Below are 24,500 nucleotides of genomic sequence, written 5' to 3' on the forward strand. Positions count from 1 at the left end.
CCGCACGAGATCGACGACCTGGTCGACCGGGCGCTCGCCCGCCGCCTCGCACGCGTCGACGACCTCGTCCACGCCGTGGAGCGATCAGCGGAGTTCCGGCGGCACCCCGGCCGGGTGACGCTCGCTGCACGCCTAGCCCGCCGCGGGGTCACGGGCGCGCCGGCACCGAGCGTGCTCGAGAGCAGGATGGCACGCCTGCTCGCCGGCGAGGGCCTGCCTGCGCCGAAGGCGGAGTTGGTGTGGGGGCCGCAGCGCCGCTACCGGCTCGACTTCGCCTACCCGGCGCTGAGGCTGGCAATCGAGGTGGACGGCTTCGCGTTCCATTTCACCCCCGAGCAGATGCGTGCGGACAACCACCGTTCCAACACCCTGACCGCGGCAGGGTGGATGATCCTCCGCTACAACTGGTGGGACGTCACCTACGAACCCGAACGCGTGGCCGGGCAGATCGCCGCCGCGTACAGAATGCTGGCCGCCTGACGCCCTACCTCAGCTTCTCGGCCCGCAGCGCGAGCAACCGGGGGATGGTCGCGGCGTCCTGGTACTCCGCGGCGCGGGCGAGGAACCCCGGCGGCGGAGGCGGCTCGTCCATCCGCGTTACCAGCAGCCCGCAGTCGGACAAGGCGTTGACGTAACGGGAGAGCGGGCGATGGATGAACGGGATCCACACGTCCTTCTCCACTTCTTCAAGCGAATCGTCCTCGACCAGATACGGCCCGATCCGCCAGTACTGCTCACCGAGGATGGTGTCGTCGATCCAGCCGGAGCCGGGTGTCTGCAGCAGCGGATGGTTCAGCAGGAACAGGAAGCGACCGCCGTCGCACAGGACGCGGGCCACCTCCGACAGGGCCGCGTCGACGTCGGTGATGTGCTCGAACACCAGGCATGCCACCGCGACGTCGAAGGCACCGTCACGGAAGGGAAGAGCGTCCGCGGACGCCCGACCGACGGCAACCCCTCCCCCCCGCCGGGCGGCCTCGACCACCTGAGCCCATGTCGGGTCCACGCCGGCGACGACCTCGACCCCCGGTAGACGCGACGCGAGCCGCCCGACCTGCCCCTCCCCGCACCCGACGTCCAGCACCCGCCGGGCCCCGGCCAGCTCCGACGCGATCCACGGCTTTATCTGTTCCTCGTACTCGGCGTCCGCGCCCTCGGTGAAGCCTTCCTGCCACCAGCCGGCGTTGGCCTCCCACAGCTCGGCGTCGTCGCTCACGAGCGGGCGCCCGAGCGGGCCGCCGGCGCCGCCGGCGCTGCCGGCCGGTGCAGTTTGTCGTACACGGCGTCGGCCACGGTCGCCGGCAGCCATGAGACGTCGTGCAGCGCCTCGAGTGAAGCTGCCTTGACGGCGCCCACCCCGCCGAACTCCTTCACCAACCTCTTCTTGCGCGCCGGGCCGAGTCCCGCGATGCCGTCGAGGACCGAGGCGGTCATTCTTTTACCCCGGAGGTTCCGGTGGTAGGTGATAGCGAAGCGGTGCGCCTCGTCGCGGATCCGCTGCAGGATGTAGAGAGCCTCCGAGGTGCGCGGGATCCGGACCGGATCGGCCTGGCCGGGCAGGTAGACCTCCTCGAACTGCTTCGCCAGGGCGGCCACCGGGATCTCCTCGTCGAGCCCGAGGTCCTCGAGGACCCGGACCGCCACGCCAAGCTGACCCTTCCCCCCGTCGACGAGCAGCAGCTGCGGCGGGTACGCGAAGCGCCGGCGGCGGTCCTCGACGGGGCGGTCCCGCTCTATCAGGTACGCGCGCAACCTTCGTTCGAGGACCTCGCCCATCGCGGCGAAGTCGTCGTTTTGCTCGACGGTGCGGATCTTGAATCGGCGGTACTCCTGCGGGCGCGGCAGGCCGTCCTCCATCACGACCATGCTGCCGACGTAGTCCGTGCCCTGCAGGTGGCTCATGTCGTAGCACTCGATCCGCAACGGGGCCACGGGAAGGTCCAGCGCGTCCTGGAGGGCGTTCAACGCCTTGGCGCGAGCATTGTGGTCGGACGCTCGCTTCAGCCGGTGCTGGGTGAACTGCTCGCCCGCGTTGCGGGTGACCATCTCCACGAGCGCCTTCTTGTCGCCGCGCTGGGGGACGCGGATCACGACCCGAGCGCTCGACCCGCGAGCCTCCGGGTTGACGCTGCGCTCCACCCGGTAGCGCTGCGAGGCGGCCCACCACTCGCCGGCGCCGACCGCACCCACCGCACCCACCGCACCCACCGCGCCCACCGCACCCACCGCACCCACTGCTCCCACCGCTCCCACCGCTCCCCCAGCGCTCACGCCGGCATCCGCACCGCCGGACCGCAACCTGCCGAGCCACGCCTCCAACGTGTCGCACTCCTCGGGCAGACACGGAACCACGACCAACGGCGGCACACCCAGAGGCGGGTCGTCGTAGTGCTGCTCGATCACCTGCGAGACCAACTGAGCCGGCGAGAGGTCGTCGACCTTGTCGACGATGAAACCTTTGCGCCCGACGACACGACCGCGCCTTACGTAGAAGACCTGTATCGCCGCCTCGAGCTCGTCCTCGACGAAACCGAAGCAGTCCAGGTCCTCGGCCCGCTCGGTCACCATCTGCTGCTTCTCGACCGCCTTGCGCACCGCCGTCAACCTGTCGCGCACGCGCGCTGCGCGCTCGTACTCGAGCGCCGCCGAGGCCTCGCGCATCTCGGACTCCAGCCGCTTGATCACGGGCTGGGTGTCACCGTCGAGGAAGTTCACCAACTCCCCCACCAGCCCGGCGTAGTGCTCCGGCTCCACCGCCTTCACGCACGGGCCGCAGCATTTCTCGATGTGGTAGAGCAGGCACGGGCGACCGAGACGCTCGTGACGGGCGAACTTGTTGTCGCTGCACGTCCGGATCGGGAACGTTCGCAGCAACGAGTCGAGCGTCTCCCGGATCGCATACGCGTGCGCGTACGGCCCGAAGTAGAGGGTGCCCTTCTGCCTCGCCCCGCGACGGACCACGGCGCGGGGCCACTCGTCCGACACGGTGACCGCCAGGAACGGGTAGCTCTTGTCGTCGCGGAGCCGGACGTTGAACCGCGGCTTGTGCTGCTTGATGAGGCTGTACTCGAGCATGAGAGCCTCGACGTCGTTGCGGACCTGGATCCACTCGACGCTCTCCGCCTGCGCCACCATCTGAGCGGTGCGGGGAGGCAGGTTGGCGGGGCTCTGGAAGTAATTGGAGAGGCGGCTTCGCAGCGACTTGGCCTTGCCGACGTAGATGACGCGGCCGTCCCGGTCCCGGAACTGGTACGAACCGGGCGAATCGGGGATGGATCCGGACTGCGGGCGCTGCAGCACTCCAAGAAGTCTGGCCCAGGAACCCTGACCCGCGGGGAGGGTTCAGCGAAGCATTCGTGCGGCCACCGCCGTATGCTGTGTACACGCCGGCCCGGTATCCGGCGACATATCAACCTCGAGGCCGACACCCCCGCGGACGGGCGACCGGGCTGTCCCCGCCGGCCACATCGAGGTTCTCCGCCAGGAGGTCCCCAATGTTTCGGCTCCAGACCCCCCTCCCCGAGGGTTACAGCAACTCGACAGACGACGATCTGGCGCGGCGAATCGCGGCCGCCAAACAGACCCTAGGGCGCCGGCTCATCATCCTCGGCCACCACTACCAGCGTGACGAGGTGATGAGATGGGCGGACGCGAGGGGCGACTCGTTTGGCCTGTCGAGAACCGCGGCAGCGACGACAGAGGCCGAGTACGTGGTGTTCTGCGGCGTCCACTTCATGGCCGAGTCTGCGGACGTGCTCACCTCATCGGCACAGCAGGTGATCCTCCCCGACCTGAACGCCGGCTGCTCCATGGCGGACATGGCGGATCTGGATTCGGTCGAGGAGGCGTGGGACGCGATCGGCTCGATCACCGACATCGAGACCGTCGTGCCGATCACCTACATGAACTCGTCGGCCGCGCTGAAGGCTTTCGTCGGCCGCAACGGCGGAGCGGTGTGCACCTCCTCCAACGCCCGCAAGGTCGTGTCGTGGGCGTTGGACAAGCACGGCGGCCCCGGTGGGCACACGAAGCTGCTCTTCTTCCCGGACCAGCATCTGGGACGGAACACCGCGTTCCAGCTCGGGTTCGAAGCACGCGACATGGCGGTGTGGGATCCGCGCCGCGAGCTGGGTGGCCTCGACGAGGTCACGGTCAAAGAGTCACGCTTCCTTCTCTGGAAGGGCCACTGTTCCGTCCACCAGAGGTTCCGGCCCGAGCAGGTGGCAGCGTTTCGAGCGGAGCACCCTCAGGGGCGCGTGGTCGTGCATCCGGAGTGCGCCCACGAGGTGGTCGAGGTCGCCGACGAAGTCGGCAGCACCGACTACATAATCGCCGCGGTCGACCGCGCCCCCGCTGGAAGCGTCATCGCTGTGGGAACGGAGATCCATCTGGTACAGCGGCTGGCGGCCGAGCATCCGGAGCTGACAGTCGTGTCGCTGGACCCGCTCGTGTGCCCGTGCTCCACGATGTTCCGCATCGACGCGGCGCACCTGTGCTGGGTGCTCGAGGAACTCGTCGCCGGACGGGTCGTGAACCAGATCACGGTCGACGAGGACGTCGCCGCATCGGCGCGCGTGGCGCTTCAGCGGATGCTCGATATCGCCTGACCGGTTCCGGGGCGGGTAGCGCCCCGCCAATTCAAATAGGTGAGGACTGGGGGGTTCCCGGGTAGAAGCCTCTTTGCCGGCGTTGCCGCTGGCGGAGCGGAGAACTCGGAGGACCACCATGATCGCAATCGTGGCAGTGCTGGGCGTGGCGACCTTGGCCTTGCTCGTCGCCTGGGGGCTCAGGGTCATCCACGACATCGAAGATCTCGAGGACCTGTCCGCCCGCGCGGTCGGGCCCGCCCGGGAGATCCGACACGAATGGTTGTCAGCGGGCGACGAGCCCCCGGTCACGGCAGCGCGCAACGTTCGACTTCATCCTGCTGACTCGTCCGTAATCACCAAGGCTTCGTGAGGTCAGATTCATGTCACTCGTGAACCTCATCCTCCTGTCGAGCACACCTATCGTCGGTCTGGGTGTCCTGCTGGGCATCGGCCGGTTCGAGAAGTACGTCCTCGACGAGTCCCCCGCGCACGATGCCAGCGCTCTTGTCGACGGGGACCTGTCAACCGCCCAGGTGCAGGCGGAGCCGGTGCACCGGGCCGCGGCATGACCTTCTAGCGGAGCAGCGGCTCCAGGAACCGGCCGGTGTAGCTCTCGCGGGTCTTGGCGACGGTTTCCGGGGTCCCCTCCACCACCACGGTCCCGCCGCGGTGGCCACCCTCGGGGCCGAGGTCGACGATCCAGTCAGCGGTCTTGATCACGTCGAGGTTGTGCTCGATGACGAGAACCGTGTTGCCCTGATCGACGAGCCGTGACAGCACCGCCAACAGCTTGCGGATGTCCTCGAAGTGCAGCCCGGTGGTCGGCTCGTCGAGGAGATAGATCGTGTGCCCGGTCGACCGCTTCGACAGCTCGCTCGCGAGCTTGATCCGCTGCGCCTCACCACCGGAGAGCGTCGGCGCCGGCTGACCCAGTCGCACGTATCCGAGACCGACGTCGACGAGCGTCTGCATGTGGCGCGCGATGGGAGGCTGGTTCGCGAAGAACTCGAGAGCCTCCTCGCAGGGCATGTCCAGGACGTCGGAGATGTTTTTGCCCTTGAAGGTGATGTCGAGCGTGTCCCGGTTGTAGCGGGCTCCCTTGCACACCTCGCACGGAACGTAGACGTCCGGCAGGAAGTGCATCTCGATCTTGATCGTCCCGTCGCCGGCGCAAGCCTCGCAACGACCGCCCTTGACGTTGAACGAGAACCTTCCCGGAAGGTACCCCCTCACCTTCGCTTCGGTCGTCGCGCTGAACAACCGGCGGATGTGGTCGAACACCCCGGTGTAGGTCGCGGGGTTGGACCTGGGCGTACGGCCGATAGGCGACTGGTCGATGCTGATCACCTTGTCGAGCTGATCGACACCCTCGACCCGGGTGTGCTTACCGGGCACCTCCTTGGACCGGTAGATCTGCTGCATGAGGGCGCGGAGAAGGATGTCGTTGACCAGGGTCGACTTGCCCGAACCCGACACCCCCGTGATCGACACCATGCACCCGAGGGGGAAGTCGACGTCGATGCCCTTGAGGTTGTGCTCCCGCGCGCCCCGGACGGTGAGCATGCCCTTGGGCTCGCGGCGCATCGACGGCACAGGGATCGACCTCTTGCGGGTCAGGTACTGGCCGGTGATCGATTGCTTGGACTTCAGCAGCGCGGGCACGGGTCCGGACACGACGATGGTGCCTCCGTGCTCCCCCGCTCCCGGCCCGATGTCGACTACGTGGTCGGAGACCCTGATGGTGTCCTCGTCGTGTTCGACGACGATCACCGTGTTCCCGAGGTCCCGCAGGCGCAGCAGCGTCTCGATGAGCTTGTGGTTGTCCCGCTGGTGCAGGCCGATCGACGGCTCGTCGAGCACGTACAGCACGCCGACGAGCCCGCTGCCGATCTGCGACGCGAGCCGGATGCGTTGCGCCTCGCCGCCGGCGAGCGTCGCTGCGGAGCGGTTGAGGCTCAGGTAGTCGAGGCCCACGTCGAGGAGGAACTGCATACGCGCCCGGATCTCCTTGAGCACCCGGTCGGCAATGAGGTGGTCGCGCTCGGACAACTCGAGGTCCGCCATGATCGCGGTGGCGTCGCCGAGCGACAGGTCGCAAAGCTCGAAGAGGTTGCGGCCGGCGACGGTCACGGCGAGGCTCTCGGGCTTGAGGCGCGCACCGCCGCAGTCGGGGCAGGGCACCTCGCGCATGTAGCCCTCGACGGTCTCGCGCGCGTAGTCCGACTCCGCCTCGGAGTGCCGGCGGCTCAGCCAGGGCACGACCCCTTCGTAGTGGGTGTCGTAAGCGCGGACCCGTCCGTAGCGGTTGCGGTACTGCACGTGAACCTTGCGGGTGCCGGAGCCGAACAGGATGACCTTCTGCTCCGACTTCTTGAGCTTCTTCCACGGGGTCTTCACGGAAAAAGACCAGGCGTCGGCGACTGCCTCGAGAACGCGGCCGAAGTACTCGCCGCGCGCTCCGGCCCAGGGGGCGATCGCGCCGTCGTCGATCGACAGGTCGGGGTCACGCACGACGAGCTCGGGGTCGACCTCGAAGCGCGTGCCGAGGCCGTCGCACTTCGGGCACGCCCCGTAAGGGGAGTTGAAGCTGAAGCTCCGCGGCGCCAGCTCGTCGAACGACAACCCGCACGTCGGGCACGCCAGGTGCTGGCTGAAGGTCAGCGTCTCCTCCAGCTCCTCCCCCTCGCGCGGGACGAGCTGCACCTCCGCCACGCCCTCCGCCAGCCGCAGCGCGGTCTCGAGGGAGTCGGTCAGCCGGCGCTCGATCCCCTCACGCTTCACCAGGCGGTCGACGACGACCTCGATGGTGTGGATCTCGTAGCGGGCGAGCTTGGGCGGATCGGACAGCTCGTGCACCTCGCCGTCGATGCGTGCACGTGCGAAGCCCTGGCCGGCGAGCTCCTCGAGCAGGCTCTGGTACTCACCCTTGCGGCCCCGCACGACCGGGGCGAGCACCTGGAACCGGGTGCCGTCCGGCAGCTCAAGGATCCGGTCGACGATCTGCTGCGGGGTCTGGCGCTGGACGACCGTCCCGTCGCGGGGGCAGTGAGGGACGCCGACCCGGGCGTACAGAAGCCTCAGGTAGTCGTAGATCTCGGTGATGGTCCCGACGGTCGAGCGCGGGTTCCTGGAAGCGGACTTCTGGTCGATCGAGATCGCCGGGGAGAGCCCCTCGATGAAGTCCACGTCGGGCTTGTCCATCTGGCCGAGGAACTGGCGGGCGTAGCTCGACAGCGACTCGACGTACCTGCGCTGGCCCTCCGCGTAGATCGTGTCGAATGCGAGGGAGCTCTTGCCCGACCCGGACAGGCCGGTGAAGACGATCAGCTTGTCGCGGGGCAGCTCCACTGAGACGTTGCGCAGGTTGTGCTCCCGCGCGCCGCGGACGACGAGCTTTCCGCTGTCCCCTGCTCCGGCCACCCAGCCAGGGTACCAGCGAACAGGTGTTCGTGGCGCGGATGACGTGGCGCTCTCCACCCCTGCCGGGGTCGCGGTCACGGAGCTCAGCGGGGCGCCAGCTCGCGGAGCTCGGCTCGAAGGTCGGCGATCTCGTCGCGGAGCTTGGCGGCGTACTCGAAGCGCAGGTCTGCGGCGGCGTCGCGCATCTCCTCCTCGAGGGTGGAGATGAGGCGTGCCAGCTCCGACGGAGGCAGCTCGGCCAGCTCGCTCCGGGCGCGGTCGCGCCGGCGGCTGCGGCGGTCCTGGCCGGGCACGGGACTGGTCGTGGTCCCGTCGCGCGAGCCGAGAAGGACCAGGATGTCGGTGATCGCCTTGCGGACGGTCTGGGGGTCGATGCCGTGCTCTTCGTTGTACGCCTGCTGGACCGCGCGCCGGCGGTGCGTCTCGGAGATCGCACGCTGCATCGAGTCGGTCATGCGGTCGGCGTACATGATCACCTGGCCGTCGACGTTGCGGGCGGCACGGCCGATGGTCTGGATGAGGGAGGTCTCGCCGCGGAGGAAGCCTTCCTTGTCGGCGTCGAGGATCGCGACGAGCGACACCTCGGGCAGGTCGAGGCCCTCGCGCAGAAGGTTGATGCCTACGAGCACGTCGAACTCGCCCAGGCGGAGGTCTCGGATGATCTCGATGCGCTGGATGGTGTCGATGTTCGAATGCAGGTAGCGGACCTTGAGCCCCATCTCGAGCAGGTAGTCGGTGAGATCCTCCGCCATCTTCTTCGTGAGAGTGGTGACGAGCACCCGGTCGCCGCGTGCGGTGCGGTCCTGGATCTGGCCTATGAGGTCGTCGATCTGGCCCTTCGTCGGCTTGACGATCACCTCCGGGTCGATGAGGCCGGTGGGCCGGACGATCTGCTCGACGACCTGGCTGGACTGCTGGATCTCGTATCGCGACGGCGTGGCGGACAGGAAGATGCACTGGTTGACCCGCTCGTAGAACTCGTCGAAACGCAACGGCCGGTTGTCGGCCGCCGACGGAAGCCGGAAGCCGTGCTCGATCAGTGTCTCCTTGCGGGACCGGTCCCCCTCGTACTGGCCGTGCAGCTGGGGGACGGTCTGGTGCGACTCGTCGATGACCAGCAGGTAGTCCTTGGGGAAGAAGTCGAGGAGCGTGTGCGGCGGCTCGCCGGGCCGGCGCCCGTCGATGTGGCGGCTGTAGTTCTCGATCCCGGAACAGACCCCCACCTCGGCAAGCATCTCGAGGTCGTACGACGTGCGCATGCGGAGACGCTGCGCTTCGAGGAGCTTCCCCTCTTTTTCGAAATAGGCCAACCGCTCCTGCAACTCGGCCTCGATGCCCTTGAGGGCCCCCTGCATCCGCTCGTCGCCGGCGACGTAGTGGGTCGCGGGGAAGATGACGAGCTCGTCCGGCTCGCCTAGCTGCTCGCCGGTGAGCGTGTCGACGGTGGTGATCCGCTCGATCTCGTCGCCGAACAGCTCGATGCGCACCGCGTTCTCCTCGTAGGCGGGGTGCACCTCGATGGTGTCGCCCCGGACGCGGAACTTGCCGCGGACGAGGTTGGCGTCGTTGCGCTCGTACTGCATGTCGACGAGCCGGCGCAGGATGGCCCGCTGGTCGTACTCGGCGCCCCGCTTGATGTGGAGGATCCGCTCGGCGTACTCCTCCGGCGAGCCGAGGCCGTAGATGCAGCTCACCGAGGCGACGACGATCGTGTCCCTCCGCGTCAGGAGGGCCGAGGTGGCGGAGTGGCGGAGCCGGTCGATCTCGTCGTTGATCGAGCTGTCCTTCTCGATGTAGGTGTCGCTCGACGGTAGGTACGCCTCGGGCTGGTAGTAGTCGTAGTAGCTGACGAAGTACTCCACCCGGTTGTTGGGGAAGAACTCGCGCATCTCGTTGGCCAGCTGCGCGGCGAGCGATTTGTTGGGCGCCATGATGAGGGTGGGCCGCTGCACCGCCTCGATGGTCCACGCGATGGTCGCGCTCTTGCCGCTGCCGGTGATGCCGAGGAGGGTCTGGAACCGGTCGCCGCGCGTGACGCCCTCCGTGAGCTGGGCGATGGCGGCGGGCTGGTCGCCGGCCGGGGCGAACTCGGAGACGACCTTGAAGTCCGGCACGGGATCGATGGTACCGGTGGGGTGGGACGGCCCCGGCCCTGTCACCCCCGCGTCGGCTCGGGGGGACATCGGGGTGCCTATGATCCGAGCGTGGGCTCAGGCTGGCCAGGCGGGAGCGTGCGCAGCGGGGTCGCGCGCAGCGGGGTCGTGCGCAGCCCGGTCGCATGACGAGCGACCCGCATCACAACCGCGGTTCCGTCCCGACGATCCACGACGTCGAGCAGGAACCTGGAGCATTTGCGGCGTTTCGGGTACCAGGCTTCTCACGCATCTGGATCAGCCTGTTGAGCGGGAATGCCGGTCGCTTCTCCGTCCTCGTTGTCGCGGCCTGGGAAGCATTTCGCCTCACCCGGTCGGCGTTCTGGCCCAGCGTGATCGCTTTCTGCATCCTCATCCCGGTCGCCCTGGTGGGTCCTGTGGCCGGGACCGTGGCAGACCGTGTCAACCTGGCCAAGCAGATGGCCGTAGGGCAGGGACTCGCCGCGACCTCTGCACTCGTCGCCACCGTTTTCTCCCTGGCTCACGCGCTGACGCTTCCGGTAATCGCCGGCTCCACGATCGGTGTCGGGATCGGCAACGCGATACAGAACCCCGCATGGTCGTCGTTGGTCCCGTCCGTGATCGGCGTCCAGCGGATGGTCAACGGCAGCGCGATGGTCCGCATCGCCCAGCAAGGCGCTGAGTTCGTCGGACCGGTCTTCGCCACGCCCCTCCTTGCGCTCGCCGGCCCATCTGCCGTCTACCTGCTCTGCACGGCCTTGTACCTCACGGGCGCCGGGGTGGCCATCAGCATCGGGCGGTTCGCCCCGCCTCCGCAACCCACCCGTCGAAGGGTCCTGGACTCGCTTGCCGACGCAGTGCGCTACGTGGTCTCGGAACAGCGCAGCGCCGGCATCCTTCTGCTGCTCGTCGGTCTCCATTGCGGGCTCACCATGGCCTATACGGGAATCATCCCGAAGGTCGCGACGGTAAACCTGCACGGCGACAGCGGCGTATACGGCTCGATCCTCACCGCGGTCGGGCTGGGCGCGATCGGCGGAGCCATTGCGGTGATATTGCTGGCCCGCCGCCTGGAGCTCCGATTCCTACTCGTCGTGACCGCTTTCGGAAGTGGTCTCTCGCTAGCCGTTCTCGGGTTCGGTCACGAGATCGCCGTAACCATGACCGGGGCCGTCCTGGTCGGCATGACACAGTCGGCTTTCATGGCGCTGTACCTCGCACTGCTCCAGGGTTCTGTCGCTCCGGAGATGCGCGGCCGGGTTGCGGCCTTCTCGAACATCCTCGTGGGTTCGACGATGTCGTCTGCCGCGCTCGTCTGGGGAGCGCTCGTGCGCTGGATCTCGCCGGACTGGGTGACGGCAGCGCCCGGGCTTCTCTTCGTGATGGCGACCCTTGTCGCGCTGACTCTGTCGGCGTGGTTGCGTCCGCCGAGCGTCGTTCGACTGCAATCGGTTGCTGCGAGCTGACCCGATCGCCACCGGGTTGGGGGCCCACCCCGCTTGGCAGCGCGGCATTGCGGGGCCTCCCGGGGACGGAGAACGAAGGAAGCTCGTGCTCAGCCGTAAACCGTGGCCAAACCGTGGCCACTTACGGCTCAACCGGGGTGTCCTCCGGGGACAGGGAATCGACCGGGACGGCGCCGTGATGCCAACCATGTCCACTTGAGACACACACATACCGGCGTCCGGACGGCGACGGGGCGCCCGGCTGACCACAGGGGCTACCGTGATCCGCCATGCTCGTGGGGCTCACCGGAGGGATCGGTTCTGGGAAGTCGACGGTCGCGGCGGCGCTGGCCGGCCGGGGCGCTGCCGTGGTCGACGCCGACCAGATCGCCCGGGAGGTGGTCGAGCCCGGCGGTGCCGCGTACGCGCAGCTCGTGGAGCGGTTCGGCCCGGGTGTGTTGCGCGCCGACGGGACCCTGGATCGCCAGGCTCTCGCAGACGTCGCCTTCAACGACCCGGCCGCGCTGGAGGATCTCAACGGCATAACCCATCCGGCGATCGGGGCCGTCGTTGCGGAGCGGATCGGCGCGGCGGCGCAGACCCACGACATCGTTGTGCTCGACATACCGCTGCTGTCGATCACCACGAAGGCACGGATCGGATTCGACTTCGTGGTGGTGGTGGACGCACCGGAGGAGGTAGCGGTGCAACGCCTCGTCGAGCAGCGCGGGTTCAAAGAATCCGACGCGCGCGCTCGCATCGCCGCGCAGACCAGCCGGGACGAACGACGCGCCCTCGCCGACTTCGTCGTCGACAACTCAGGCGACCGCTCCGCGCTCGACGCGGAGATCGAACGCCTGTGGAAGTGGCTCCGCGAGAAGAAAACGGGTCGAACCACCCAGGCCTAGTCCGGATGGACGTGAAGATGGCCCGTTCGGGTCATTGCCGCGCAATGCCGCGGCGTGGAGGCTTCACTCCGACGGCGCATCGCCCAATGAGCCACAAAGCCGAGGTAGCGAGGGGACCCTAGTGACCAGCGACGCGCAGCACGATCAGCGCCACCGCCTCCTCGGCGTCTTGTTTGGCAGCGATGTCCCATCCGCGCTCGACGGTCAGCTCCTGCGCACCTCCGACGTGGCATCGCTGTTCCAGGTCTCGGAACGGACCGTTTCCGAATGGGCGAAGCGGGGGCAGATCCCCTGCGTGCGTACACCCGGCGGGCACCGGCGCTACCCGGCCGACGAGATCAAAGCCTTGCTCGAGCGCGACGGCCGCTCGGTCGGCGGCCGGGCGGGGGCCTAGCTGAGGATTTAATCGAGCACCGACGCCAGGGTCACGGCTGACATGCCGTGCGCCTCGGCGACGGACGGGTACACCACGTCGCCGTTGTGGGTGTTGAGGCCGAGCGCGAGCACGGGGTCGGAGCGCAGGGCGTCCCGCCAGCCGCGGTCGGCGATCTCGAGGGCGTAGGGAAGCGTCACGTTGGTGAGCGCGTACGTGGACGTGTGCGGCACCGCGCCGGGCATGTTCGCGACGCAGTAAAAGACCGACCCGTGCACGATGTACACCGGGTCCGTATGTGTGGTCGGGCGCGAATCCTCGAAACAACCACCCTGGTCGATCGCGATGTCGACGAGGACGGAGCCGGGCTTCATGCGCGAGACCAGGTCGTTGCTGACCAGTGTCGGGGCTTTGGCGCCCGGCACCAGTACCGCGCCTATGACGAGGTCGGCGTCGATCACTGCACGCTCGACCTCGTATGCGTTCGACGCGATCGTCTGGCAGTGGCCCTGGTAGATGCGGTCGGCTTCGCGCAGGCGGGCGACGTTCTTGTCGAGCAGGAGGACCTCGGCCTGCATGCCGAGCGCGATGGCCGCTGCGTTCATGCCGGCGACTCCGGCGCCGATGACGACGACCTTGGCCGCGTACACGCCGGAGACACCGCCCATGAGGACGCCGCGGCCGCCGCCGTCTCTTTGGAGGTGGTGGGCGCCCGCCTGAGGCGCCATGCGCCCCGCCACTTCCGACATGGGGGCGAGGAGCGGCAGCGACCCGTCGGGCAGCTGGACCGTCTCGTAGGCGATGGCGGTGGTGCCGGCGTCGAGGAGCGCTCTCGTGCACGGCAGCGACGCGGCGAGGTGGAGGTAGGTGAAGAGGATCAGGTCCTTGCGCAGCCGGTGATGCTCGTCCTCGACCGGCTCCTTGACCTTGAGCACCATGTCGGCCTCCGACCACACGTCGTCGGCCGCCGGGAGCATCCGCGCCCCCGCCTGCACGAAATCGGCGTCAGGTATGGAGGACCCGACTCCCGCTCCAGCCTCGACGAACACCTGATGCCCGTGCCTGACCAGCTCGTGGACGCCGGAGGGGGTGCAGGCGACGCGGTACTCGTTGTTCTTGACTTCTGCTGGGACGCCGATCCTCAAGGCTCGTCTCTCCTCCGCTCAGTCGATGCTGCTCATGACGTGCTTGATGCGGGTGTAGTCCTCGAGACCGTACATCGACAGGTCCTTGCCGTAGCCCGAGTGCTTGAAGCCCCCATGTGGCATCTCCGCGACAAGCGGGATGTGCGTGTTGATCCACACGCACCCGAAGTCGAGCCTCCGGGACACCCGCATGGCCCTGCCGTGGTCGGTGGTCCACACGCTGGACGCCAGCCCGTACTCGACCCCGTTGGCCCACTCGACCGCCTGGTCCTCGTCGTCGAAGCGCTGAACGGTGATCACGGGACCGAAGATCTCGGTCTGCGCCAGCTCGTCGGCCTGCTCCACCCCGGCTATCACCGTCGGCGGGTAGAAGAATCCCGCTCCGCCGGGCGATTCCCCACCGGTTACCACCTTCGCGTGCGCCGGAACCCGGGAGACCATGCCGCTGACTCGCTCCAGTTGGTTGGCGCTGTTGAGCGGACCGAAGGTGACGTCCGGCTGGTCGAGACCGCCGAACGTGGTCTGGCGCGCCTGATCCGCGAGAGCGTCCACCATGTCGCCGTAAACGCGCGGCGATGCGAGGACCCTCGTCGCCGCTGTGCAGTCCTGCCCGGCGTTGAAGTACCCCGCGATCGCGATGGCTTCGGCCGCCTTGGCGACGTCGACGTCGTCGAAGATGATGACCGGCGCCTTGCCGCCGAGCTCGAGGTGGACGCGCTTTAGGTCATGGGCGGCCGCGGCTGCCACCTCGCGCCCCGCACGGACACTCCCGGTGATCGCCACCATCTGCGGTACCGGGTGGCCGACGAGCGTGCGGCCGGTGTCCCGGTCACCGCAGATGACGTTGAGGACACCCGGGGGGAAGATCTCGCCGGCGACCTCTGCCAGCATGAGCGCGGTGACAGGAGTGGTGTCGGACGGCTTCAACACGACCGTGTTGCCCGCGGCGAGCGCCGGGGCGATCTTCCAGACCGCCATCATCATCGGGTAGTTCCACGGCGTCACCTGCGCCACCACGCCGATGGGCTCGCGGCGGATCCACGAGGTGTGCCCGGCCATGTACTCGCCGGCGCTGCGCCCCTCGAGCACGCGCGCTGCGCCGGCGAAGAAACGGATCTGGTCGAGCATCGGAGGTACCTCCTCCGAGCGGGTCAGAGCGAGCGGTTTACCGGTGTTGCGACCCTCCGCCTCGATGAACTCCTCGGCACGCTCTTCGATCGCGCCGGCCAGCTTCCACAGCATCAGGCTGCGATCGGCCGGCGTGGTGTCGCGCCACGACGCAAAGGCCTCCTGCGCCGCCCGGCACGCGGCGTCGACGTCCTCAGGCCCCGACAGTGGAGCCTCGGCGTAGGCCTCACCGGTGCTCGGGTCGACGACATTGGTCGTCGAGCCGGCGGCTGAGTCGACGTGCTGTCCGTTGACGAAGTTGTGCAGACGCTCGGGCATGGCGGGTCCCCCCGGGTTCCAGGTTCCTCCAATCATTACCGCCTTGCCGCCCGCCGTGCAAGGAATCCGTTGTAAGGCGGCGGGATCGACATTAGAATCGGTTGTCGTGGCCGATTTTGACGCCTCTATCCGCGACGGCGGAGGACGTCTCGAACCGATCACCAAGGCGATCATCGAGCAGCTGCAGGAGGACGGCCGGCGCTCCTACGCCGCCATCGCACGGGCTGTGGGGCTTTCCGAAGGCGCCACCCGCCAGCGGGTGCAGAAGCTGATCGACGAAGGCATAGTCCAGATCGCCGCTGTGACTGACGCGGCCGCCATCGGCTTCCACCGGATGGCGCTGCTCGGCATCAAGGTCGAGGGCGACATCCGCCAGGTCGCCGAGAAGCTGTCGGGGCTCGACGAAGCCGAATACGTCGTCATCTGCGCTGGGCAGTTCGACCTGCTCGTCGAGCTCATCTGCGAGGACGACGAGCACCTGATGCGCACCATCGACGAGTCCGTGCGGACCGTCCCCGGGGTCCGCACCACCGAGACATTCGTGTACCTCAAAGTCGTGAAGGAGAACTACCAGTGGGGGACCAGATGAACGACACCGGCGCGTTCAACGCCGAGGACCACGCGCAATTGCAGGACGCGGCGCGAAAACACCTGTGGATGCACTTCACCCGGATGAGCTCCTACGGGGAGCACGAGGTGCCCGTGATGGTGCGCGGCGAAGGCCCCTGGGTGTGGGACAGCAAGGGTCGCAGGTACCTCGACGGGCTGTCGGGGCTGTTCGTCGTGCAAGCAGGTCACGGCCGGCGCGAGCTGGCCGAGGCGGCGGCGCGCCAGGCGTCGGAGCTGGCGTACTTCCCGTTGTGGAGCTACGCGCACCCGAACGCGATCGAGCTGTCGCAAAGGCTGGCGTCCCTGGCACCGGGGAACCTCAACCGGGTGTTCTTCACGACGGGCGGCGGTGAGGCGGTCGAGTCCGCGTGGAAGCTCGCGCGGCAGTACTTCCGGGCGACCGGCCAGCCCGACCGCTACAAGGTCATCTCGCGCAACATCGCCTACCACGGCACGACGATGGGCGCACTGTCGATCACCGGTCTGCCTTCGATCAAGGCGCCGTTCGAGCCGCTGGTCCCTGGCTCCGTGCGGGTGACGAACACCAACTTCTACCGCGCGCCCGAACACGGCGACGACATCGAGGCGTTCGGGATATGGGCGGCGGACGACATCGAGCGGCACATCCTGATGGAAGGACCCGAGTCGGTCGCAGCTGTAGTCCTGGAGCCGGTCCAGAACTCGGGTGGCTGCTTCCCTCCCCCACCGGGATACTTCCAGCGTGTCCGCGAGATCTGCGACCGCCACGGGGTGCTGCTGGTCTCGGACGAGGTGATCTGCGCGTTCGGACGTCTGGGCGCCTGGTTCGGGGCCGAGCGTTACGGCTACCAGCCCGACATGATCACCTGTGCCAAGGGCATGACCAGCGGCTACTCCCCACTTGGCGCGCTCCTCGTCGACGATCGCCTAATGGAGCCGTTCCTGGACGGGACCGCGACCTTCTACCACGGCTACACCTTCGGCGGTCATCCGGTGTCCACGGCAGTCGCCCTGGCGAACCTCGATCTGTTCGAGAAGGAGGGCCTGGTGGCCGGAGTCGCCGCTCGTTCGGCCGCATTCCGCGCGGTGCTCGACGGGCTGCGGGATCTTCCGATCGTGGGCGACGTCCGCGGCGACGGCTACTTCTTCGGGATCGAACTGGTCAAGGACAAGGACACCCGCCTGAGCTTCGACGACGACGAGTCCGAACGCCTGCTTCGCGGTTTCCTGTCCGGGGCCCTCTTCGACGCCGGCCTCATCTGCCGTGCCGACGATCGCGGCGACCCCGTGGTGCAGCTGGCACCACCGCTGATCTGCGAGCAGGAACACTTCGATCTCATCGGCGATGTCCTGCGCTCGGTCCTGAGCGAAGCCTGGACGAAGATCTGAGAGCGGCCCCGGTTGGGGGCCGCTCCCGGATTACTCCCCTGCTTCCGGCGCGTCCTCGGTGGCTGCGGCCGGCGCAGCAGCCGGCGCGTCCTCGGTCGGCGCGGCCGGCGCAGCGGCCGGGGCGTCCTCCGCGGATTCCGCCGAGCCCTCGGGCGGCAGGGACCCGCCGCTCTCGAGGTACTCAGCCCACGCGGCCTGCGCCTCGGACTCCGGCTCGAAGTCGGCGTACGCACCTATGTAATTGCCCTGCTCGTCGTAGGCGTGCTCGCCGAACGCCTCCCGGTACTCGGCTGCGACCTCGCCGCCCTCGGCGGCCTGCTTGATCGACAGGCTGATCCGCCGGCGCTGCAGGTCGATCTCGATGATCTTGACCCACAGCTCCTCGCCGGGGGTGACAACCTGCTCGGGCAGATCGACGTGGTGGTTGGCCATCTCCGAGATGTGCACCAGGCCTTCGATCCCCTCGCCCACCTGTACGAACGAACCGAACGGCACGAGCTTGGTGACACGCCCGTAGACCAGCTCGCCGACCCGGTGCGCGTTCGCGAACTCCTGCCAGGGGTCGGACTGGGTGGCCTTGAGGGAGAGGCTGATCCTCTCGCGGTCGAGGTCGACGTCCAGGACACGCACTTCCACCTCGTCGCCGACCGCAACGACCTGCGACGGATGATCAACGTGCTTCCACGACAGTTCCGACACGTGGATCAGACCGTCCATGCCGCCGAGGTCCACGAAGGCGCCGAAGTTGACGACCGACGACACCACGCCGTGGCGGACCTCACCGGGCTTGAGGTTGGTGAGGAACTCGTCGCGCTGCTCCTTCTGCGTCTCCTCGAGCCAGGCCCGCCGGGACAGCACGACGTTGTTGCGGTTCTTGTCGAGCTCGATGATCTTGGCGTCGAGGCTGCGGCCGACGTAGGGCTGCAAGTCGCGCACCCGGCGCAGCTCGACGAGCGAAGCGGGAAGGAAGCCGCGCAGCCCGATGTCGATGATGAGACCGCCCTTGACGACCTCGATGACCGGACCCGACACGACGCCGTCGCGCTCCTTGATGGCCTCGATCGTCCCCCACGCCCGCTCGTACTGCGCGCGCTTCTTGGAGAGGATGAGGCGTCCTTCCTTGTCCTCCTTCTGGAGAACCAGGGCCTCGATCTTCTCGCCCATGCTGACGATCTCGCCGGGGTCGACGTCGTGGCGGATGGACAGCTCGCGAGCCGGTATCACGCCCTCGGACTTGAAGCCGATGTCGAGGAGAACCTCGTCCTTGTCGACCTTGACGACCGTGCCATGGACGATGTCGCCGTCCTCGAACTCGACGATCGTGCCCGCGATGGCATCCTCGAGCGACGTGCTGCCCAGGTCGTCAGCCACGACCTGCCGCGGCGTGTACTCACCCGCCTCGTCGAAAGTCCCCATCTCCGCGCCTGCGGGCGTGCTGCTGATCGTGGTATCGGACATCTACTCGTCGCCTTCTTTCCGGACAAAGACCTCCCCCGGTGAAACGGTCAGGGGGCCAGGTGCACAGCGAGCCCTTCGCTGCGGAGACAGGAGTCTACACTGCTGCTACCAGCAGGAACTCCGGGTGGTCGAGGTCGGGCGGGCGCGTCCGGTAGTCGCCGGGGGCGACCGACCAGATCGACTCGACCGTGAGACCGGCGGCTGCTGCCATGAGCCTCAGCTCGCGCGGTGTGAAGCAGGTCGTCCAGAGGTCGAACGTCGCGGGGGTGCCTGACGGGTCGCGCACCTCCGCGAGTTCGTGGTGTACACCCGAGCCGGCGTCGAATGTGTCGCCCTGCTCGAGGTGGCGGACGGCGAAGTACGCGGAGAAGGCGGACACCGCGACACGGCCGCCGTCTTTCACACATTCGGAGATCTGCGAGAGAACGCCGGCGTCGTCGTACCCGCCGAGCAGCCCGAAGCCTCCCTGGCACAGCGATATGGCCGCGTCGAAGCTCTTCGGAGAAAGAGGAAGCCGTCGCGCGTCGGCGCGCACCCAGTGCCCTTCACCCGCCGCGCGGAGGAACGCCAGGGAGATGTCGACTCCCACGACGTCAACGCCGAGGGCGCGAAGCGCGTGCGCGTGCCGACCGGGACCGCACCCGACGTCGAGAACCCTCATGCCCGCCCGCAGCCCGAGCACGCCGACGAGGAAACGGACCTCCTGCGCGGTGCCCTTGGTAAACGAGTAGCGCAGGTAGGCCTCGCCCGCGTGCTCCGCGACGGCCTCGAACTCCCTTCCGCTTACTTCCACATCGGGCTCCGCACGCCACAATATTGGCGGGGAGCGTGGGAGGATCGGGAAGTGGTTGCCGATCCAGCCGACGTACCCGATGGGGCGGATACCCCGGCGTTGGACGCCGCCGGCGGGGCGGAGCACTCGAGGCGGCGGGCCGGCCCTGTCCTGCGGCGGATGTGGCCGAGGCTGTTCCAGGACCGGATCCTGGGTCTCGCCTCCGAGGTCGGATTCTGGGCGATCGTGTCGTTGCCCTCGCTGGCGCTCACGCTGCTCGGCGCCGTCGGGTACCTCAGGGGTGTCATCGGCGCGGACAGCGTCAAGGACATACACGACTCTGTGCTGCGCCTGGCACGCGACCTGTTCCCCTCGGGCACGGTGGACAGGGACATCGCCCCGCTGGTGGACCAGATGCTCGCCCGCGGCCACCTGGATGTGTTGTCGGTCGGTTTCGTGATCTCGCTCTGGTCGGGTTCGACGGCGATGAGCGCCTACGTGAACACGATCACCGTCGCCTACGACATGCGCGGCGTGCGCGGCTCGGTACGCAGCCGCGTGGTCGCCACGGGACTGTACCTGTGCTTCGTCGTGGTCGGGTTGGTCCTGTTGCCGGCACTGGCGCTCGGGCCCGGCCTGATCACCCACCTGACTCCCGGCCCGGTCACACCCGAGGTGTCGACGGCTGTCCACATCCTGTACTGGCCTGTCGTCGTGGTGCTGTCGGTGTCGCTGATCGCCGGGCTGTACAAGGGGGCGCTCCCGGTTCGCGTGCCGTGGCGGCGGTGCCTCCCCGGCGCGGTCTTTGCGATGGGTCTGTGGCTGTTGGGAAGCCTGGGCTTGAGGGCGTACCTGCAGTCGAGCTTGAGGAGCCACTCGGTGTACGGATCGCTGGGGGCGCCGATCGCTGCGCTTCTGTTCTTCTACGTCACCGGGCTCGCCGTGCTCATCGGGGCGGAGCTCAACTCGAGCATCGACGCGGTTCGTTGAGGGGGGCGGCGTCAGTAGGGGCCTGGCGGCGATAGCGTCGGAGAAGCATGCACGACGAGGAAGTCACAGGCCGGCCGGGCATGGTGACGACGCGGATCCGCGGGGGCGCCCTGCCAGGTGAGGTCAAGGTGGCGATACGCGGAGGCACCGAGAGCTTCATCGCCTACGCCGACCACGAGATCAAGAAGGGCGAATCCATCCTCGTGTACCGGAGCAGAGGTGACCGCAGCGTCGACGTCGTGGAGTTCGTTGAGACGGGGCTCTCAGCCGACGAGTTCTGACAAGACCACCGGGCGCCGATCGGCGACGCCCTGAACAAGGAGCGATGCATGTTCGGATACCGCATACCCAACCCCGACGAGGCCATGATCATCAGCGGCGCGAAGGCCCGAGGTGAGGACGGCCTGCCGTTCCGCATCGTCACCGGGCACGGGAAGTTCGTGAACCCGCTGCGCTCGAAGGTGTCGTTTCTGTCGCTGTCGATGCAGGAGGCGGAGGTTCAGGAGCCGTGCGTCACCCAGCAAGGGATAACCCTGATGGTCAAGGCGGTGATCGCGTTCAAGGTGGGTGACGACGCCGCGTCGATCGTGAACGCCGCGCGCCGCTTCCTCGCGGACGAGGACCAGATGCCCCGCCTGACCGGCCGCATCTTCGCGGGCCACCTGCGTTCCATCGTCGGCTCGATGACCGTCGAGGATCTCATCCGGGAACGCCAGAAGCTGGCCGAGGAGATCCTCGACGCGTCGAAACCGGAGATGGCCAAGCTGGGGCTGGTCGTGGACTCCCTCCAGATCGAGAGCATCGACGACCAGGGTTCGGGGTACATCGTGGCGCTCTCCCAGCCGCACGTCGCCGCGGTCAACCAGGCAGCACAGATCGCGCAGGCGCAGGCCGACCAGGCCGCTGCCGAGGCCCGCCAGAAGAGCGAGCGCAACCAGGCCGACTACGTCCGCCAGACCTCCGTCGCGCAGGCACAGTACAAAGCGGAGGTCGACCAGGCGCAGGCCAAGTCCGCGCAGGCCGGTCCGTTGGCCTCTGCCCAGGCGCAGCAGGAAGTCCTGGCCGAACAAGCGAAGGTGGCGGAGAAGAACGCTGAGCTGCGCAGGCAGCAGCTCGTCGCCGAGGTCGGCGCGCCGGCCGAGGCGGAGGCGGACCGGATCCGCACGATCGCCAAGGCGAACGCCGACTCCACCAACTTCGGCGCGGAGGCCGCCGCGGCGAACGGAAGGGTTGCTCTCGACCAGCAGCTGATCTCGATGTTGCCCCAGATCACCCAGAACCTCGCCGGCGGGCTCGCCAATGCCAATGTCACGATCCTCGACGGGGCCTCCGGTTACAACCAACTGGTCGCCGACCTGGGAGCGCAGGCGGCGGCGGTCCTCGCCGCAATCCGCAGCGCCGCCAACACCGCCGCCACCACCACGAACGGTTCCTCCACGAACGGCCCCGCCACGACCCCTGGGCAGTGACCGATTCCGCGATCGAGCGCATCCTTCTCAGCTACGGCACCATCACCGTCGTCGGCGCCAGCAACGACCCCCGCAAGGCCGCCCACTACGTCCCCGCCCACATGCAAAGCCACGGCTGGCGGATCATCCCGGTCAACCCTCACGAGGACCACATCCTGGGCGAGCCGGTCTACCGCCACGTGAGCGACGTGCCCGAACCGGTGGGCCTGGTCAACGTGTTCCGCCCCTCGCGCTACACACCTGACGTGGTGCGCGAGGCGGTGGCGGCCGGGGCGCCGGCCGTGTGGCTGCAGCTCGGCATCGCATCCGAGGAGTCGCGCCGGATCGCCGAGGAGGCCAACCTGCTCTACGTCGAGGATCGGTGCCTGCTCGTCGAGCAACGCCGGCTGGCGCTGGAAGCTCCCCGCTGACAATCGGCTAGACGAGGCCGCTCCTTCCGACGGATGGGTATGGTCGGCGGACCGTGACCGACCCAGGCAGCGACTCGCCGAGCATCCAACGGGTGCTGTTCGTCTGCACCGGCAACCAGTGCCGCTCCCCCATGGCCGAGGCATTGCTCCGCTCCAAGCTTCCGGCCGCCTGCGGAATAGAGGTCGATTCCGCCGGGACCATAGGCGACGGCACTCCCCCGCCGGACAACGCCGTCAAGGTCATGGAAGATGCCGGTCTCGACATCTCCGAGCGGCCCAGCCGGCCGCTGGACCCGCGCACCCTCGAAGCCGCAGACCTGGTGGTGACCATGTCCCGCCAGCATCTCGTCGACGTCGTCACCACTCACCCGCCCGTGCTGGAAAGAGCCTTCACCTTTGCCGATCTCCTCGACCGCGCGGCCACAGCCGGGCCCCGGAGACCGGACGAAACGGTGGCGGCCTGGGCGCGACGGCTCTCGGCGGGCCGCACGACCGTGTCGATCCTCCAGCTCCCCTCTGCAGCCGACATCGAGGACCCCATAGGCGGGGGGATCGGCGTCTTCGAGCAGACCCGCATCCTCCTCGACCGCCTGACCTCGGACCTGGCGGCGCTGCTGACGGGAGAACCTGGCGGGGCTGGAGAGGCCGGAGAGGCCGAAGGGGCCGGAGGAATCATGCGCCGCCGGCGCCCCTGGTGGAGGTCCGGTTAGAAGGCGCCTGTGCCGTTGGGTGTGCCGAGCCCGGTCGGGCCGTCCCACCCGGCAACCGCTGTGCACAGGTCGGAGCCGCCGCAGGACCCGTTGCTGCCGGAGGTCACGTCGTTGAGCGAACTGCTGTGGCTGTAAGGGTAGGACCCATAGTTGACGCTGCTGGCGTTGCCGGCCAGGGCGTACACCGACGCGATTACCGGAGAGGCCACGCTGGTACCGCCGAACACCAGCCAACCCTTGTACCCCTGGTAGGCGTAGCTGTCGTAGACGGCGACACCGGTGTTGGGGTCTGCGTCGGCGGAGACGTCGGCCTCCGCCCGGTTCTTGGGGCAGGTCGAGGAGATGTTCGTAACCGATCCCTGCCACGAAGGTTGGGCCTCGTAGGCGGAGCAACCCGACCCTGCGCGCCCCCACGCCGTCTCTGCCCAACCCCGGGTATTCGACGCTTTGGTGAGCGTGGTTCCCCCGACGGCGGTCACGTACTGGCTAGCAGCGGGGTACTCGACGCCGTAGCCGCTGTCGCCCGAACTGGCGGTGACGGCGATCCCCGGATGGTTGTAGTAGGAGTCCAACGAGCTGTCGGCGCTGGAGTCGCCGCCGCCGTAGCTGTTGCTGATCTCGTTGGCTCCAAGCTTGGCCGCCTCGTTGACCGCCGCGCCGAGGTTTGCGTAGGTGGCAGAGGAAGCCTCGACCAGCAGGATGTGGCAGTTGGGGCAGACCGCGGAGACCATGTCGAGATCGAGGGAGATCTCCTCCGACCAGCTGGCGTTGTTCCTTGGATAGCTGGTCCCGCCGCTCTGGTTCACCTTACGGAAGCAACCGTTTTTCGTGGTGCAAGCCGGCAGCCCGAACTGCGAACGGTAGACGCCGAGATCGGATTCGGCGTAGGGGTCGTTGTAGGCGTCGACGATAGCCACGGTCTGACCGCTGCCCGCCGTGGACGACGGCAGGGCGTAAGCGGACTGCAGATCGGAGGGGCCGTACCCGTTAGGCGTGGTCGCCGGCGCAGGCCCCGGCTTTCCGGCTGGGGCAGTGTTCAAGATCGCGTCACAAGCGGCGGTACCAGCCGTGGATGGTGGGCAGGAACGCAGGAAATGGGCGTTGGAGTTCGCCAAAGAAGCCGCCTGAGGCGCAGGCGTCGCGTACGACGTCGCCGGGCCGGCCGCCATACCGCCCACCAAAGCAGCGGCCGCTACCAGTTGCTTCAACATTCGTTGCACCCCTTCCACTGCCGTTGCCGAAACGGCTTTGGTGGAACGTTACACCTGCCCAAT

At 68.0% G+C, this 24,500-nt stretch carries 23 protein-coding genes; 14 read left to right on the top strand and 9 right to left on the bottom strand.

Annotated elements, in window-relative coordinates; translation table 11 throughout:
- Positions 1 to 480 (top strand): DUF559 domain-containing protein (locus VNF71_11225; protein ID HVA75121.1); only part of this gene is annotated, 480 nt, incomplete at its 5' end.
- 4 nt (positions 481 to 484) lie between these two features.
- Here the strand turns inward: VNF71_11225 and VNF71_11230 are convergent.
- Together VNF71_11230 and uvrC are read right to left on the bottom strand one after the other, a co-directional pair.
- A complete protein-coding gene (locus tag VNF71_11230) occupies positions 485 to 1,216 on the bottom strand; it encodes a class I SAM-dependent methyltransferase (protein HVA75122.1) in 732 nt (243 codons plus the stop codon).
- On the bottom strand, positions 1,213 to 3,300 hold the full coding sequence (gene uvrC / locus VNF71_11235) for an excinuclease ABC subunit UvrC (GenBank protein HVA75123.1): 2,088 nt from the start codon (positions 3,298 to 3,300) through the stop codon (positions 1,213 to 1,215). Before uvrC ends, VNF71_11230 begins: the two co-directional genes overlap by 4 nt.
- A gap of 194 nt (positions 3,301 to 3,494) precedes the next feature.
- Here uvrC and nadA point away from each other — a divergent pair, with 194 nt between their 5' ends.
- The 3 genes from nadA (at position 3,495) to VNF71_11250 (ending at position 5,158) form a co-directional block, all read left to right on the top strand.
- On the top strand, positions 3,495 to 4,607 hold the full coding sequence (nadA, locus tag VNF71_11240) for a quinolinate synthase NadA (protein HVA75124.1): 1,113 nt from the start codon (positions 3,495 to 3,497) through the stop codon (positions 4,605 to 4,607).
- Between the two features lie 118 nt (positions 4,608 to 4,725).
- Positions 4,726 to 4,959, top strand: coding sequence for a hypothetical protein (locus tag VNF71_11245; protein HVA75125.1), 234 nt, complete (start codon positions 4,726 to 4,728; stop codon positions 4,957 to 4,959).
- 10 nt (positions 4,960 to 4,969) lie between these two features.
- Positions 4,970 to 5,158 carry a hypothetical protein gene (locus tag VNF71_11250; protein HVA75126.1) on the top strand — a complete coding sequence of 63 codons (189 nt, stop codon included), beginning with the start codon at positions 4,970 to 4,972 and terminating at the stop codon, positions 5,156 to 5,158.
- Positions 5,159 to 5,162: 4 nt separating this feature from the next.
- Here the strand turns inward: VNF71_11250 and uvrA are convergent, their stop codons facing one another.
- Together uvrA and uvrB are read right to left on the bottom strand one after the other, a co-directional pair.
- Complete coding sequence (uvrA, locus tag VNF71_11255; protein HVA75127.1) at positions 5,163 to 8,009, bottom strand: excinuclease ABC subunit UvrA; 2,847 nt, start codon at positions 8,007 to 8,009, stop codon at positions 5,163 to 5,165.
- 83 nt (positions 8,010 to 8,092) lie between these two features.
- Positions 8,093 to 10,123, bottom strand: a complete 2,031-nt coding sequence (gene uvrB, locus VNF71_11260) for an excinuclease ABC subunit UvrB (GenBank protein ID HVA75128.1) — start codon at positions 10,121 to 10,123, stop codon at positions 8,093 to 8,095.
- A 164-nt stretch (positions 10,124 to 10,287) separates the two neighbouring features.
- Here uvrB and VNF71_11265 point away from each other — a divergent pair, with 164 nt between their 5' ends.
- The 3 genes from VNF71_11265 to VNF71_11275 all read left to right on the top strand — a co-directional run bounded on the left by VNF71_11265 (position 10,288) and on the right by VNF71_11275 (position 12,870).
- A complete protein-coding gene (locus VNF71_11265; GenBank protein HVA75129.1) occupies positions 10,288 to 11,589 on the top strand; it encodes an MFS transporter in 1,302 nt (433 codons plus the stop codon).
- 269 nt (positions 11,590 to 11,858) lie between these two features.
- Positions 11,859 to 12,476, top strand: a complete 618-nt coding sequence (gene coaE / locus VNF71_11270; protein ID HVA75130.1) for a dephospho-CoA kinase — start codon at positions 11,859 to 11,861, stop codon at positions 12,474 to 12,476.
- Between the two features lie 121 nt (positions 12,477 to 12,597).
- On the top strand, positions 12,598 to 12,870 hold the full coding sequence (locus VNF71_11275) for a helix-turn-helix domain-containing protein (GenBank protein ID HVA75131.1): 273 nt from the start codon (positions 12,598 to 12,600) through the stop codon (positions 12,868 to 12,870).
- A gap of 8 nt (positions 12,871 to 12,878) precedes the next feature.
- On the opposite strand, the gene ald is transcribed toward VNF71_11275, so the two are convergent.
- Entirely contained in the window at positions 12,879 to 13,994 is a 1,116-nt protein-coding gene (ald, locus tag VNF71_11280; GenBank protein ID HVA75132.1) for an alanine dehydrogenase, read from the bottom strand.
- A gap of 18 nt (positions 13,995 to 14,012) precedes the next feature.
- Positions 14,013 to 15,440, bottom strand: coding sequence for a gamma-aminobutyraldehyde dehydrogenase (locus VNF71_11285; protein HVA75133.1), 1,428 nt, complete (start codon positions 15,438 to 15,440; stop codon positions 14,013 to 14,015).
- Between the two features lie 106 nt (positions 15,441 to 15,546).
- Between VNF71_11285 and VNF71_11290 the strand changes: the two genes are divergently transcribed.
- Both VNF71_11290 and VNF71_11295 read left to right on the top strand, forming a co-directional pair.
- Complete coding sequence (locus tag VNF71_11290) at positions 15,547 to 16,029, top strand: Lrp/AsnC family transcriptional regulator (GenBank protein HVA75134.1); 483 nt, start codon at positions 15,547 to 15,549, stop codon at positions 16,027 to 16,029.
- The gene (locus VNF71_11295) at positions 16,014 to 17,417 is read left to right on the top strand and encodes an aspartate aminotransferase family protein (GenBank protein HVA75135.1); all 1,404 of its coding nucleotides are present in this window, start codon (positions 16,014 to 16,016) and stop codon (positions 17,415 to 17,417) included. Before VNF71_11290 ends, VNF71_11295 begins: the two co-directional genes overlap by 16 nt.
- A gap of 30 nt (positions 17,418 to 17,447) precedes the next feature.
- Here VNF71_11295 and rpsA read toward each other — a convergent pair whose 3' ends face one another.
- Both rpsA and VNF71_11305 read right to left on the bottom strand, forming a co-directional pair.
- The gene (rpsA, locus tag VNF71_11300; GenBank protein HVA75136.1) at positions 17,448 to 18,875 is read right to left on the bottom strand and encodes a 30S ribosomal protein S1; all 1,428 of its coding nucleotides are present in this window, start codon (positions 18,873 to 18,875) and stop codon (positions 17,448 to 17,450) included.
- 94 nt (positions 18,876 to 18,969) lie between these two features.
- Positions 18,970 to 19,668: a class I SAM-dependent methyltransferase gene (locus VNF71_11305; GenBank protein ID HVA75137.1), complete on the bottom strand. Its 699-nt coding sequence runs from the start codon at positions 19,666 to 19,668 to the stop codon at positions 18,970 to 18,972.
- 51 nt (positions 19,669 to 19,719) lie between these two features.
- Between VNF71_11305 and VNF71_11310 the strand changes: the two genes are divergently transcribed.
- The 5 genes from VNF71_11310 (at position 19,720) to VNF71_11330 (ending at position 23,226) form a co-directional block, all read left to right on the top strand.
- Entirely contained in the window at positions 19,720 to 20,637 is a 918-nt protein-coding gene (locus tag VNF71_11310; GenBank protein HVA75138.1) for a YihY/virulence factor BrkB family protein, read from the top strand.
- A 47-nt stretch (positions 20,638 to 20,684) separates the two neighbouring features.
- Positions 20,685 to 20,918: a hypothetical protein gene (locus VNF71_11315; GenBank protein HVA75139.1), complete on the top strand. Its 234-nt coding sequence runs from the start codon at positions 20,685 to 20,687 to the stop codon at positions 20,916 to 20,918.
- Positions 20,919 to 20,966: 48 nt separating this feature from the next.
- Positions 20,967 to 22,106, top strand: a complete 1,140-nt coding sequence (locus tag VNF71_11320) for an SPFH domain-containing protein (GenBank protein ID HVA75140.1) — start codon at positions 20,967 to 20,969, stop codon at positions 22,104 to 22,106.
- Positions 22,103 to 22,516 (top strand): CoA-binding protein, encoded by a 414-nt coding sequence (locus VNF71_11325; GenBank protein ID HVA75141.1) that lies wholly within the window; start codon positions 22,103 to 22,105, stop codon positions 22,514 to 22,516. Before VNF71_11320 ends, VNF71_11325 begins: the two co-directional genes overlap by 4 nt.
- Positions 22,517 to 22,599: 83 nt before the next feature.
- Entirely contained in the window at positions 22,600 to 23,226 is a 627-nt protein-coding gene (locus VNF71_11330) for a hypothetical protein (GenBank protein ID HVA75142.1), read from the top strand.
- Here VNF71_11330 and VNF71_11335 read toward each other — a convergent pair.
- Positions 23,223 to 24,437 carry a hypothetical protein gene (locus VNF71_11335; GenBank protein ID HVA75143.1) on the bottom strand — a complete coding sequence of 405 codons (1,215 nt, stop codon included), beginning with the start codon at positions 24,435 to 24,437 and terminating at the stop codon, positions 23,223 to 23,225. The two genes, VNF71_11330 and VNF71_11335, sit on opposite strands and share 4 nt — an antisense overlap.
- Positions 24,438 to 24,500: the final 63 nt, after the last annotated feature.

It is taken from the genome of Acidimicrobiales bacterium, from assembly GCA_035533095.1.
Classification (GTDB): domain Bacteria; phylum Actinomycetota; class Acidimicrobiia; order Acidimicrobiales; family Palsa-688; genus DATLUM01.

Bases quoted from the DNA above. Each gene is read 5' to 3' on its own strand.
- coaE (HVA75130.1), top strand. From the start codon at position 11,859: ATGCTCGTGGGGCTCACCGGAGGGATCGGTTCTGGGAAGTCGACGGTC.
- VNF71_11245 (HVA75125.1), top strand. From the start codon at position 4,726: ATGATCGCAATCGTGGCAGTGCTGGGCGTGGCGACCTTGGCCTTGCTC.
- VNF71_11265 (HVA75129.1), top strand. From the start codon at position 10,288: ATGACGAGCGACCCGCATCACAACCGCGGTTCCGTCCCGACGATCCAC.
- VNF71_11335 (HVA75143.1), bottom strand. From the start codon at position 24,437: ATGTTGAAGCAACTGGTAGCGGCCGCTGCTTTGGTGGGCGGTATGGCG.
- VNF71_11285 (HVA75133.1), bottom strand. From the start codon at position 15,440: ATGCCCGAGCGTCTGCACAACTTCGTCAACGGACAGCACGTCGACTCA.
- VNF71_11320 (HVA75140.1), top strand. From the start codon at position 20,967: ATGTTCGGATACCGCATACCCAACCCCGACGAGGCCATGATCATCAGC.
- rpsA (HVA75136.1), bottom strand. From the start codon at position 18,875: ATGTCCGATACCACGATCAGCAGCACGCCCGCAGGCGCGGAGATGGGG.
- VNF71_11250 (HVA75126.1), top strand. From the start codon at position 4,970: ATGTCACTCGTGAACCTCATCCTCCTGTCGAGCACACCTATCGTCGGT.
- nadA (HVA75124.1), top strand. From the start codon at position 3,495: ATGTTTCGGCTCCAGACCCCCCTCCCCGAGGGTTACAGCAACTCGACA.
- VNF71_11315 (HVA75139.1), top strand. From the start codon at position 20,685: ATGCACGACGAGGAAGTCACAGGCCGGCCGGGCATGGTGACGACGCGG.